General features: G+C 57.9%; 12 protein-coding genes. 11 read left to right on the forward strand and 1 reads right to left on the reverse strand.

What is annotated here, in order from left to right; all coding sequences use genetic code 11:
* Nucleotides 1-228: 228 nt before the first annotated feature.
* The 8 genes from AC1U7K_RS09585 (at nucleotide 229) to AC1U7K_RS09620 (ending at nucleotide 10,034) form a co-directional block, all read left to right on the forward strand.
* Nucleotides 229-1,617: a hypothetical protein gene (locus tag AC1U7K_RS09585; protein WP_480250970.1), complete on the forward strand. Its 1,389-nt coding sequence runs from the start codon at nucleotides 229-231 to the stop codon at nucleotides 1,615-1,617.
* A gap of 158 nt (nucleotides 1,618-1,775) precedes the next feature.
* Complete coding sequence (gene urtA, locus AC1U7K_RS09590; RefSeq protein WP_480250972.1) at nucleotides 1,776-3,125, forward strand: urea ABC transporter substrate-binding protein; 1,350 nt, start codon at nucleotides 1,776-1,778, stop codon at nucleotides 3,123-3,125.
* Nucleotides 3,126-3,341: 216 nt separating this feature from the next.
* Nucleotides 3,342-4,853: an urea ABC transporter permease subunit UrtB gene (urtB, locus tag AC1U7K_RS09595; protein ID WP_480250974.1), complete on the forward strand. Its 1,512-nt coding sequence runs from the start codon at nucleotides 3,342-3,344 to the stop codon at nucleotides 4,851-4,853.
* 165 nt (nucleotides 4,854-5,018) lie between these two features.
* Nucleotides 5,019-6,158: an urea ABC transporter permease subunit UrtC gene (gene urtC, locus AC1U7K_RS09600; RefSeq protein ID WP_480250975.1), complete on the forward strand. Its 1,140-nt coding sequence runs from the start codon at nucleotides 5,019-5,021 to the stop codon at nucleotides 6,156-6,158.
* A gap of 603 nt (nucleotides 6,159-6,761) precedes the next feature.
* Entirely contained in the window at nucleotides 6,762-7,538 is a 777-nt protein-coding gene (gene urtD / locus AC1U7K_RS09605; RefSeq protein ID WP_480250976.1) for an urea ABC transporter ATP-binding protein UrtD, read from the forward strand.
* Nucleotides 7,522-8,232 carry an urea ABC transporter ATP-binding subunit UrtE gene (gene urtE / locus AC1U7K_RS09610; RefSeq protein WP_480250977.1) on the forward strand — a complete coding sequence of 237 codons (711 nt, stop codon included), beginning with the start codon at nucleotides 7,522-7,524 and terminating at the stop codon, nucleotides 8,230-8,232. The genes urtD and urtE overlap by 17 nt, the downstream gene beginning before the upstream one ends.
* A 12-nt stretch (nucleotides 8,233-8,244) precedes the next feature.
* Nucleotides 8,245-8,460, forward strand: coding sequence for a hypothetical protein (locus tag AC1U7K_RS09615; RefSeq protein ID WP_480250978.1), 216 nt, complete (start codon nucleotides 8,245-8,247; stop codon nucleotides 8,458-8,460).
* Nucleotides 8,461-8,951: 491 nt separating this feature from the next.
* Nucleotides 8,952-10,034 carry an outer membrane beta-barrel protein gene (locus tag AC1U7K_RS09620; RefSeq protein WP_480250980.1) on the forward strand — a complete coding sequence of 361 codons (1,083 nt, stop codon included), beginning with the start codon at nucleotides 8,952-8,954 and terminating at the stop codon, nucleotides 10,032-10,034.
* Here AC1U7K_RS09620 and AC1U7K_RS09625 read toward each other — a convergent pair.
* The gene (locus AC1U7K_RS09625; RefSeq protein WP_480251293.1) at nucleotides 10,022-11,068 is read right to left on the reverse strand and encodes an urea transporter; all 1,047 of its coding nucleotides are present in this window, start codon (nucleotides 11,066-11,068) and stop codon (nucleotides 10,022-10,024) included. The genes AC1U7K_RS09620 and AC1U7K_RS09625 overlap by 13 nt on opposite strands.
* A gap of 163 nt (nucleotides 11,069-11,231) precedes the next feature.
* Between AC1U7K_RS09625 and AC1U7K_RS09630 the strand changes: the two genes are divergently transcribed.
* From AC1U7K_RS09630 to AC1U7K_RS09640, 3 genes are read left to right on the forward strand one after another with little or no spacing between them, the layout of a single operon-like run.
* The gene (locus AC1U7K_RS09630) at nucleotides 11,232-11,534 is read left to right on the forward strand and encodes an urease subunit gamma (RefSeq protein ID WP_480250981.1); all 303 of its coding nucleotides are present in this window, start codon (nucleotides 11,232-11,234) and stop codon (nucleotides 11,532-11,534) included.
* A 19-nt stretch (nucleotides 11,535-11,553) separates the two neighbouring features.
* Entirely contained in the window at nucleotides 11,554-11,871 is a 318-nt protein-coding gene (locus AC1U7K_RS09635) for a DUF4258 domain-containing protein (protein ID WP_480250983.1), read from the forward strand.
* Nucleotides 11,868-12,104 (forward strand): type II toxin-antitoxin system MqsA family antitoxin, encoded by a 237-nt coding sequence (locus AC1U7K_RS09640; RefSeq protein ID WP_480250984.1) that lies wholly within the window; start codon nucleotides 11,868-11,870, stop codon nucleotides 12,102-12,104. The genes AC1U7K_RS09635 and AC1U7K_RS09640 overlap by 4 nt, the downstream gene beginning before the upstream one ends.
* Nucleotides 12,105-12,352: the final 248 nt, after the last annotated feature.

Consider the following 12,352-nt stretch of genomic DNA (forward strand, 5'->3'; position numbering starts at 1 on the left):
GGCTCGGCCCTTGACATTTCTCCTCGTAACCGACTACAAGCGAGCGACCTGCGCAATGGAAAAGAGTAGGACAAGGGCGTCCGGCTCTTTACGCGTGGGGCTGACAAAGAAGAGAGGACAAAGACGTCCTTTTGGTTCACGGTGAACCGGAAGGGCGTTTTTTTTTGGTTGCGCAGCCCTCGGTTCATTGGCGTTTGCAATGAGTTCAGGCACACAGGAGGACGCTGAATGATCCGTCACAGGAGGAAGGAACGACGGCACACCTTGTTCTTAGTCACGCTTGTCACGTTCATGGGTATGGCGCTTTCTTTGTCGTCCGTGTTTGCTCAAGAGCCGGTCGGTGAACCGGCGGGTGAAGCGGCAGGAGCGGGTCGCCTCACACGCGAACAAGAGAAACCGGTGGCGCATCTCTGCGCCGGCTGTCTCGCTCCGATTTTTACGGATGGGAGTAAGGGCAGCATCACACCCTACGGGCGAATCGAACTCGATGCGATCTATAGCAATCGCATGACGAACCCGCTTGATCCCGGTCAGTTCAACGGGTACGCCACGGCTGCCGGGAGCTCGAACAACAGCTCGACGACGTTCAACCCACGATACAGCGTGTTCGGTCTGCGTGCTGAGCGCACCGACGGCTATCACACGCTGACGGGCGTCGTCGAAATCGACTTTTACGGACAGACGGACAACGCCGGCAACCTGCCGCCGCGTCTGCGTCTTGCCAATGTCCGGTATGCGTGGGGGAAGAGCAGTCTCACGGTCGGTCAGGACTGGACGCCGGTCATGGCGCTCCACCCCGACCTGATCGACTTCTCGATCATGGGCTACAACGGCAATCTCTGGCAACGTCTTCCGCAGATTACGTTGCGCCATGACTTTACCGACAACTTGCAAGGCTTGGTGACCGTGATGCGGTTCGAGCGTGCGCTCACGCAATGCTGCGGGCAAACGCAGGTGAGACCCGTCGTACCAGCCGGGGCCAACGTCATTGGCGGCAATCAGGCGACCATTAATGCCTTCAACGATCCGGACCAGCATCCATACTATGGCACGCGGTTGGCGTGGTCGGGTTCGGGTAGAGCTCAAGGGATGCTCGTGGCAGTCAACGCCGCCTATCGGTACTACCGATCCGCTCCGGCGCCCGGAAATCCGCTTTTCCAATCCGGGAAAGATATCAATTCCTATGTGGTCGGTGGCGAGTTAGTCGTGCCGATTACCAGGAATCTTAAATTCTCCGGCGAGATTGCCTATGGGCAAGCGCTCGGCGTGGAATGGTTCCGGTTCAATCAGGAGTTGAACCTGGTCAATGGCAACCCCATTCGAACCTTCGTCGGTTGGGCGCAGTTGAGTTGGGCCGCTTCGAAAGACTTCACGTTCTTGGGCGGGTACGGCTGGGACAATCCAATCAATTCAGATCTCAGCAACAGCCAAGCCATCAATGTTCCTGGATCGAACATCCAATATCTCTTGAATCATCGAACCTACGCCACGGTGATCCATCCCATCTGGGCCGATTTCTACACCGGGTTCGAATGGAATCACTTGATGACCGAATGGGCGTCGGGCGTACATAACCAAGGGGACAACTTTATGTTGTCGTACTGGTACAACTTCTAGGCATGAATGCTGAAAATGGCTTTTAGCTTCGTTCTCGGTTCGAAAAAATCCTCAACGTACCCCAGAGGGTACGCCTCCGGTTTTTTCTCGCCTGCGGCCTCGCTAAAAGACCATTTTGAGCATCATGCCCAATCTCCTTTCTAGAAAGGGCACGGACGATGAGCATTCCTGAAAGAAATGAGACGAAACCAGAAGAGAACAACGGCCAGTCCCGTCGCGAATTTTTGGCGAGCAGCGGGAAGGTGGCGTACGGCGTCGGTGTCGCGGCGCTGTTGGGCAATCTTGGCAATTGGGCGCTTTCGTACGCCGCGGACAAGGAGCCGATCAAGATCGGCGTGCTACATTCATTGAGCGGCACGATGGCGATCAGCGAGGTCTCGCTCCGCGATGTGGTGCTGATGGCGGTGGAGGAGATCAATGCGAAGGGCGGTGTGATGGGGCGGAAGATCCAGCCGGTCGTCGTCGATCCGGCCAGCAACTGGGACCTCTTCGCCGAAAAGGCCAAGCAGTTGCTGCTACAGGACAAGGTGGCGGTCGTGTTCGGGTGTTGGACCTCGGTCAGCCGGAAGTCGGTGCTGCCGGTGTTCGAGAAGAACAATGGGCTCCTCTTCTACCCGGTGCAATACGAGGGCGAGGAGTGCTCGCACAACGTCTTCTACACCGGCGCGGCGGTCAATCAGCAGGCGGTGCCGGCCGTGGAATATCTCATGAGCAAGGAAGGCGGCGGGTACAAGAAGTTCTATCTCTTAGGCACCGACTATGTGTACCCACGGACGACGAACAAGATTCTGCGCGCCATGTTGCTGGCCAAAAAGGTGCCGGAGGCCAACATCATGGAAGAGTACACGCCGTTCCACCATCAGGATTACCAAACGATCGTCGGCAAGATTAAAAAATTCTCTGCCGGCGGCGGCGCGTGCGTAATCAGCACGATCAACGGCGACAGCAATGTGCCGTTCTACAAGGAATTCGCGAATCAGGGTCTGCGGGCCGAAGACGCGCCGATCATGGCGTTCAGCGTGGCGGAAGATGAACTGCGTGGCATGGATACCGGTCCGCTGGTCGGACATTTGGCGGCATGGAACTATTATCAAAGCATCGACACGCCGGAGAACAAGAAGTTCGTGGCCGACTTCAAGGCGTACTGCAAGAAGAACAACTTGCCGGACGGAGAGAAGCGCGTCACCGACGATCCGATCGAGGCCGCTTATTACGGCGTCTATGTCTGGAAACAGGCGGTCGAGAAGGCGGGGAAAACCGATGTCGACGCGGTCCGCAAGGCGGTGTACGGGATGGAGTTCAACGCGCCCGGCGGCAAAAAGAAGATGGACGAAGCGAACCATCACACGTACAAGCCGGTGTTGATCGGCGAGATCCAAAAGGATGGGCAGTTCAAGATCGTCTGGAAGTCGAAAGGGCTGGTGAAACCGGAGCCCTGGAGCGAGTACACGAACCCGGACAAAGGATGTGATTGGGTGAAGCATCAGGGGACCTATCAGAAGAAGTAAGGAGTGCAGGCGGCCGACACTCTTCCGCGAACGCTGCTTTTGCGGCACCCCTCCACGGCAGTCCGGAACGGAAGCCTTCCGGTATTTCCGTCGCCGCGGTCTCTGACCGCGGTACGGTGGTCAGTACCGGCTTTCCTTTTCCGGCTGCCGGGCGGGGCCCCGCCGCATCCGCCTGATGTTCACTCCAGAGTGCCGGCCACCTGCAATCAATCTTGAATGAAATTGGTCATTGGTCTTTGCCTTTTCATTGTTGCTTCACTTGGTGAAGGAGAAGGGTGGGCGGCGGAGGCGCAGGTCGCGCCTCCGCCGCCGACTATCGAGCAGGCGCTCAAGGATCTGACGAGCGAGGATGCGGCAGTCCAAGAAGCGGCTGTCAACGTGTTGATCGCGGGCGGCGACGCCGGGCTTCTCCCGAAGTTAGAGGAGGTCCGTGAGAACGCTGATCGCAGCGTGCGGATGCTGATCAAGCCGGTCATCGATCTGCTCAAGAACAAGGTCAGGCTTTCCAGTGAAGTAGCGGATCAGCGCCGGTCGGCCGCGACTGATTTGGGGATGCTCGGCAAGCCGACGGCGATTCCCTGGCTCGAGGATCGGCTCAAGATCGAGCCGGATCGGTGGGTCCGCTACACGATCGAAGAGTCGATCGCATTGATCAACCTCGCGTCAGTCGATCCGGCGGTCCAGGTCAAGGCTGCGCTGAAACTCGGGGAGCTGAAGAGCGCGAACGCCGTGCCGATGTTGAAAGACTTGGCAGCCGGCCAAAGTCCCGACGTGGCTGCGGCCGCCGCCCAGGCGATCGAGCGTATCGAGACCTGGGGCAGTTGGGCGAGTGCGATTGAAACAATCTTCCGCGGGATCAGCTTGAGCTCGATCTTGCTGATCATGTCGCTCGGCTTGGCCATTGTGTTCGGCCTGATGGGCGTGATCAACATGGCACACGGCGAGCTGATGATGATCGGCGCCTACACGACGTTCGTCACGCAGCAGGCGTTCAAGGCGTCATTCTCGCCCGAGGTCTTCGATTATTATTTCTTGGCTTCCATGCCGTTGTCGTTCATCGTGGCGGCGGCCGTTGGCCTCCTGCTCGAAGCGACGGTGATTCGCTTCTTGTATGGGCGGCCGCTCGAGACGATGCTCGCCACGTGGGGCGTCAGCTTGATCTTCATTCAGGCGGCGCGCGTGTACTTTGGCGATCTCACCTCTGTCGCCGCTCCGAGCTGGCTTACCGGCGGGATGCAGGTAATGGTCGGCGTCTATTTTCCGTACAACCGGCTGTTCATCATCGCCCTGTCGATCCTCTGTGTCGTCGGCATTTATCTCTTGCTCTTCCGCTCCGGCCTGGGCTTGCGTGTACGCGCCGTCACACAGAATCGAAACATGAGCGCGTGCCTCGGCATCCCGACGCGAAAGGTCGATGCTTATACGTTCGCCTTCGGCTCGGGCCTTGCCGGTTTGGCCGGGTGCGCGCTGACGTTGATCGGGAACGTCGAACCGGGGCTGGGGCAGAATTACATCGTCGATTCCTTTATGGTGGTCGTGACGGGCGGCGTGGGGAAGCTCGCCGGGACCATCGTGGCCGCGCTCGGTATCGGCAGTCTCAATAAATTACTCGAGCCGAGCTTCGGCGCCGTGTATGGGAAAGTCCTGATTCTGGTCCTGGTGATTCTGTTCCTGCAACGCCGGCCGTCGGGGTTGTTTGCCGTGAAGGGCCGCTACGCGGACGCGTAGCGAGATGCTGAAACAGGTTCCCAACCGCGTTCTCGGGTCGAAAAAATCCTCAACGTACCCCAGAGGGTACGCCTCCGGTTTTTTCTTTCCTGCGGCCTTGTTGGATAACCTGTTTGAGCATCTCGCAGCATTACAGGTCCCACACTTCCTCGAAAGAATAAGACAATGATCGAATCAAGAGCAGAGACGAGTAGGCGGGTTGGCGAAAGCGTCGCCTTCTGGGCCGTCGGTATTCTACTGCTGATCGTGCTCCCGCTCTTGAACGTGTTGCCGCCGGAAGATTCCTGGCTGCACGTCTCGGATTTCAGCCTGAATCGGTTCGGGAAGTTCCTGGCGTTTGCGATCCTGGCGCTCGGCCTTGATTTGATTTGGGGCTATACCGGCATTTTGAGCTTGGGGCAGGGCGTGTTTTTCGGGCTGGGCGCCTATTGCATGGGCATGCATCTGATGCTTGCGATCGGGAGCGAGAGCGTGTATGGCAGCGACCTGCCCGATTTTATGGTGTGGAATCAGGTCAAGGAACTGCCGTGGTTTTGGAAGCCGTTTTACAGCTTTCCGGTAGCGCTGATCGGCGCCATCGCCGTGCCGGTCGCCTTCGCGCTCGTCTTCGGGTTCCTCGCCTTTCGCAGCCGCATCCGCGGCGTCTACTTCGCGATCATCACGCAAGCACTGGCGCTGTCCGCCTGGCTGGTCTTCAACCGAAACGAAACGAACCTCGGCGGCACGAATGGGCTCACTGATTTCAAAAAACTGCTTGGGTTTCGCCTGACCGACCCCTCAGCCCAGCGCGCGCTTTACATCGTGACCGTACTTTGTCTAGGCGGTGCTTACCTCCTGTGTCGCTGGATCATTCGATCGCGGGCTGGGCGCGTGCTCGTCGCCATTCGCGATAGCGAACAGCGCGTCTTGTTCTCGGGCTACTCGCCGGCGAACTATAAATTATTCGTGTTCGTGGTCTCCGCCGGCCTGGCCGGCCTCGCTGGGCTCTTGTACGTGCCGCAGGTCGGCATCATCACGCCGGCCCAGATCGGCGTCCTGCCGTCGCTCGAAATGGTGATCTGGGTGGCCGTAGGCGGTCGCGGCACGCTCGCGGGTGCGGTGATCGGCGCCATCGGCGTGAATTTGGGCCGCAGCATTTTGACGAATCACTTTCCCGAACTCTGGCCGTTCTTCCTCGGCGGACTCTTTGTCGCGGTCGTACTGCTCTTCCCCGACGGGATCGTCGGTCTCGGCCAGAAGCTGCGCCAAGGGTGGCGTGTGTTCGATAAGCCGGTGATTGCTCCCCAGCCGGCGGGCAAAACGTAAATGCTGCACCGTGAAAGATGAAAGCTGCTTACTGGCAACGCGCGTTTCTCATTGTTCCCTTACTCTGGTCTGGCTGCATCCCATATGCTACGGGACCTCAGTTCACGCCGGTTGAGGTCGCTGGAACAGAAATGACCGTCGTCTACCTGTACATGTCTGAGGCAGATAGTATCGGCTATCGCATCTGTGCTGACAATATGCTAGTCACTAGATTGATGTCTGGCGGTTATTATCCCTACGTGACTAAGCCCGGCACAATACGGTTCAGTATCGGAGGGACGGATGCAATCGGCATGTGGGCGATCATGACTCCAGAACCCGGACAGAGTAGATATCTTCAATTAAAAATCGTAGATGTCCCCAATCCCATTCACCGGACGACACGTCCCAATCTTCGCATTGTCAGCGAAGAGCAGGCACTTAAGGTCCTGCCAGCCCTTAGGCTAGTGCCAGGTGTCCCGACAGGGACCAAATGCAAGGAAGAATAAGGTGCTGTAACAGAGGATAAGACCAAGGAATTACAGGTGGCCAGGACCTTTGCGCATATTAATTTGATCACGATCTGACCGTTAAGTATTGAGAATCCACATTGAGGATTTGTGAATGACGGACCGGGGTTCCATCATTTATCTCGAAGGCGTGACCGTCGACTACGACGGCTTCAAGGCGCTGAACTGCCTCAATTTCATCGTGAACTACAATGAGCTTCGCGTCGTCATCGGCCCGAACGGGGCGGGGAAGACGACCCTGCTCGACGTGATCTCCGGCAAAACGAAGCCGGTGAGCGGGCGCGTGATCTTCGGGAAGGATACGGACCTGATCGGCTTACGGGAACATGAGATCGCCCAACTTGGCATCGGACGAAAATTTCAGGCCCCGTCCATCTACGGCAACCTGACGGTTTGGGAAAATCTCGATCTCTCGCTGCACCGGCCGAGCAAGGGCGTGTTTGCCACGCTGCTCGGGACCTCGACCGCCGAGGAACGGGAGCGCATCGGGGCGACGCTCGAAACAATCGGTCTCAAAGACAAGGCCCATGTCCGGGCGGGCTCGCTGTCGCATGGCGAGAAGCAGTGGCTGGAGATCGGGATGGTGATTCTACAAGATCCCCAACTGCTCCTCGTGGATGAGCCGGTGGCCGGCATGACGGACCGCGAGACCGAGCAGACGGGTCTCTTGTTGCAATCGCTGGCGGCGAAGCACGCAATTATCGTCATCGAGCACGACATGGAATTCGTCCGGCAGATCGCGCGAACCGTCACGGTGCTGCACGAAGGCACGGTGATCTGCGAAGGGCCGGTGGAGAAGATCCAGTCGGATCCCCGCGTCGTAGAAATTTATCTGGGCCATCACAAAGTCGCCGATGTTGCGTCTCGATAACATCAATACCTATTACGGCGAGAGCCACATCCTGCGGAACGTGTCGCTCGAACTGGAGCCGGGCCAGGTCTTGTGTCTGATGGGGCGAAACGGCGTCGGCAAGACGACGACGTTGAAGTCGATCATGGGTCTGCTGCGGCCAAAAAGCGGGCGAGTATTCCTCGACGGCACGGATATCACGCATGAGAGCCCCGATCGGCGCGTCAAGCGAGGGTTGGCCTATGTGCCGCAAGGCCGGGAGATTCTCCCGCATTTAACCGTGCGCGAGAATCTTCGGCTAGGCTTGTGGGCACGTGCGAAACGGCAAAGTCCGGCCGCCGAACAAGCAGCCTATGACGAGGTGTTCAAATTATTCCCGAAGCTCACCATGCTCTTGGATCGGGCCGGAGGCGTCTTGAGCGGCGGGGAGCAGCAGCAGTTGGCGATCGGGCGGGCGATTTTGTCGAGCCCGAAAGTCTTGTTGTTGGATGAGCCGACCGAGGGCATTCAGCCGTCGGTCATCGATCAGATCGAAGAGGTGATCCTCGGCTTCAAGGCGCAGCGGCGGTTCGCGATTCTGCTCGTCGAGCAAGGCATCCAGTTCGCGGCGCGGCTCGCGGACAGTTACGTGATCATGGCAAAAGGGGCGGTGGTGGCGACGGGCAAGACATCGGAATTGAGTACAGAGCAGGTGAAGCAGCATTTGGTGGTGTGAGGTGGCGCAGGGGTGGCAGGGAAGGCTCTGTGCTCGCAGAACGCGCACGATAAGAATGTGCTCGTTCGATGCGCGCAATGGAGCCTTCCCTCCCACCTCTGCGCGATTGTTCTCTTTGCCCGTCGGTGGAGGGGAGGAGAGGAAGAAAAAGAGAAGATGGCGGTGGTGGCGACGGGCAAGACGAGCGAGTTGAGCGGCGAACAAATTAAGCAGCATTTGGTGGTGTAGAAGAGGGCGGGGTGGCCGGGGGAGGCTCTGTGTTCGCGCAACGCGCGGCCTCGGAAGGCCCTCGAACGGGAAGGGGCCGGCTCCGGTGCTCGCAGAACGCGCACGCTAAGAAGGTGCTCGTTCGATGCGCGCAGTTGAGCCGGACCCGGCCATCCCATTGGCAGTTGCTTGACCGTCGTTGAGAGGAAAAGAGGGAAGAAAGAGGAGAGTGAGGGCGACGGGCATGACATCAGAATTGAGAGCCGAGCAGGTGAGGCAGCATTTGGTTGTGTGACTGGTGGTCCACATAGCGGCAATCTGATGTGCGGCTGGCGAGCTTCAATGCTTCTGTTCTCTCGGTCGTCATTGTCTCGATTGTCCTCTCTCTGATCGATCACGCCTTTCCGCAAAGCCCTCCTTCTTCGCTTGCTTTTGAGGAAGCGGAAGTCGCTCTTCGGCGTGCGCGTCTGTTCGAAACACGCGTGAGGCCGCTCATACTCGAGCCTCTCCGCTTGCAGATCTCTGGTTATCTCGACGCGTCGTATACGCAGAACTTCAACAACCCGTCCAACCGCATCAATCAACTCCGCATTTTCGACGTCAATTCGAATCAGGTTCGGCCCAATCTCGCGCAATTCGTCCTCGAACGGACCGCCGAGGCCGATGGTTGGAGAGATCGATTCGGCTTTCGCGTCAAGTTCAATGCCGGACGGGATTCGGACTTTATCGGCGGAGTCAACCTCAGCCCGTGGGCGGACTTCCAGGAATTCTACCTTCAATACCTGGCTCCCGTTGGGCACGGTCTCGATCTCAAACTCGGGCAGATCAACAGCGTCATTGGTTACGAGGTTCTCGAGAGCCCGCACAACGCGAATTACTCGAGGTCCTGGTTGTTCGGCTTGGGGCAACCCTTTACGACCCGTGGCGTACGGGGGTCGTATCACTTCGGAGACCACGTGTTGTTCTCTCTCGGCGTCATCTCCTACATTAACTCGGCGCGAGTCGACACGCGGAACGACCCTCTCGTGGAGTCGGCCGTTGCGGTCGATCCTTTTCGCTGGCTCACCGTGACCCTTTATGGACTCGGCGGACCAAGGCCTGGGTCGGTAGGCACGGAAGGAGGCAATCTTCTGTTGCTCGGCGGGATAATGAGCGTTCATCCGACGGATACCACCTCGGTCATCCTTGAAGCGTATTACGCCAATCAGGCGAACAGCAGCGCAATCAGCAGGGCCCACAATGCGCGGTGGAACGGCGTCGCCGGGTACTTCATCTATGATTTGACTCCGCAGTGGGGCATTCATCTGCGCGCCGAGCTGTACGAGGACGCGGGAGGCTTCACGACCTGCGACGGCACGACGGCCTACCAGCCTCGGGCCAATGTCTGCTTCGGCGCGACGTCTCAGTCTTCAGCTTCACCTGTGCCCCTGACACTGTGGGAATTTACGCCGACGCTTCAGTTCAAACCGACCGCCTCTTGGACGGCCCGATTGGAATATCGATACGACAAGGCAAACAAGGATGTGTTCCAAGTCGGCGGCCGCTCCATCAGTTACCAACCCACGGTATCTCTGGAGCTGCTCTATGTGTTTTGACCGACGCGATACCGGGCGAGGTTGGCCTCCGGCGTCACCGCGTCGGCTGGGGGAACGGGAACGACGGCTTTGAGATGGTATTGGCCGATTAGCGTGAGCCAGGTGATGATCACGAACGGCGCGGTAAAGACCGGCAGACCGCTGGGCTCGAAGTACGTCGCGATGCCGGCCCACGCCCAGGTCGTCACGACGATTCGGAACAGGGTGTAGAAAAATCCGGCGCGGGTCAGTACGAGAAAGAATCCGCCCAACGCCATCGCCGTCAGCGCGGCATTGTAGCCGAACAGGCCGTCCCTGATGGCCTCATCATGAGCACCGTACAGCGCGGCGATCGCCACGGCGAGCGTCGATCCCAACAGCGCCATGGCGGCGCTGATCCGAGAGTTGATCGCAATGCCGAGTAGGATGACAATTCCGGACATCAGGTTGTCCTGAAAAAATATCTCCGCGAGGCCGTTGATGGAGCCGTGATAAAACGTGCCGACAGTATAGGCAGGCCGGGGACCGGTAAAGTCGGACGGCGAAGTCGGTTTGATCGCCGGCCCGACCTCGAGCATGCTGAAGTGGAGCGCGCCGGCCAAGAACATCCACCCGACCAGAATGAACGGCATGGTGAGCCCCGTGACCTTGTGCGGGCCGAGCAGGGTCATGAAGACCGAGACCACTACCGACGTCAACGCGGCGACAACGACGAGGTAGAGCCACAGCAGGGCGGTCGGCGGCGTTCCGTGGACGAAGTCCGTGCTCGAGAAGGCGACCAATCCGATGGCGACGAGCGCGCCGTTGAACCCGAAGAGGCCGTTCTTGATCAACTCACGATCGGCCCTGAGCAAGAGTGCCGTGAGCGTGCCGACCGCGGTCCCAACGAGGCATACCGTCCCGTAAATCCAAGAATTGTAATAGAGGCCGCCGAGAATGACGGCGCCGGAGACCGGATTATTTTGAAAGACGACTTGGCCGACGCCCCGCAGGGTCCAGCCGATGAACGCCGGCACGCCATCCGAGTCTCCGCGATATTCGACGTCATCTGCCATCACGTCTAGGCCTCCCCATGTTTCGCACGACGTTGACTCTTGAACGCAGTCGATAAAGCTGACATGATACGCCCATGCCGGGTTCAATGGAACTTCGTAGATCAATTCGATAGGGACGGACCACAAGCGACGCGGTCCCGCGCCGTGCGATCGAAAGTTAACGATGCATTTAACGCCGAGGGAACAGGAAAAGCTTTTGATCTATGTCGCCGGTCAGCTCGCCCGGGACAGGAAGGCGCGTGGTTTGAAGCTCAATCATCCCGAAGCCGTCGCCTACCTCACGGCCGCGATCCTGGAAGGCATCCGCGACGGCCGGTCAGTCTCGGACCTCATGACCTATGGCACGACGCTGCTGCGGCGCGACGACGTGATGCCCGGCGTGCCGGAAATGATCGCTGAATTCCAGGTGGAAGGCACATTCCCGGACGGGACGAAACTCGTCACCGTCCATCAGCCGATTCGGTAGAGGTATGAAGTCTTGCTAAATGGAAATCGACGCCATCCGGCAGAAAGTGAAAGAAGGTCAATATGAGATTTCATTTACTCATACTGAAAAGCTGAGACGCCGGAAGATCGAAATCGAAGCGATAGAACAGGCGATTGAGAATGGTGAGGTTATTGAATCCTATCCGGATGATCCGAGAGGACCTTCTTGCCTTATACTAGGTTTTGTCGGGGGAAGGCGTCCGATACACATTGTTTGCGGGAATGTCGACGAGCCATTGATGTTGATAATTACCGCCTATGAACCTGATCCATCGGAGTGGGAAAGCAACTGGCGCACCCGGAAGGAGAGGCGATGAGTCGCACTTGCTATTTTTGTAAGGGAAACGTGGTCGATAAGGTCACGAGCGTGGACTTCTGGTGGGGAGAGGATCTGAAAATCATTGAAAACGTTCCGGCCGGTATATGTCAGCAGTGTGGCGAAAAGTACTTTAAGGGTGAAGTGTATCGGGAAATGGAAAGACTGGTTAAAGGTGCCGGGAATGCTGTACGACGGCTCACGGTCGACGTTTTACGATTTTCGGTTGCTTAGTTCCACAGATATTCTTATCGATCTGTGAACAGTGACAGCTATCATGTTCGGGCCTGCCCACAATGTCATTCCTACCTATACTGGAAGCCATATTCAGGCTATTGTGAGCGTTGTCGATACTCGTTATCCGAAAATCCGTTACCAGTTCCATCAACTCCGAGGTGGCTAAGGAAGACAATTGGTGTAATTGTCGGATTTGGGGTTTATTTCGTTGCAGCAATAACCTCTGTTCATCTTCTCAAAGACGT

Source organism: Nitrospira sp. Vd2 (assembly GCF_979581665.1).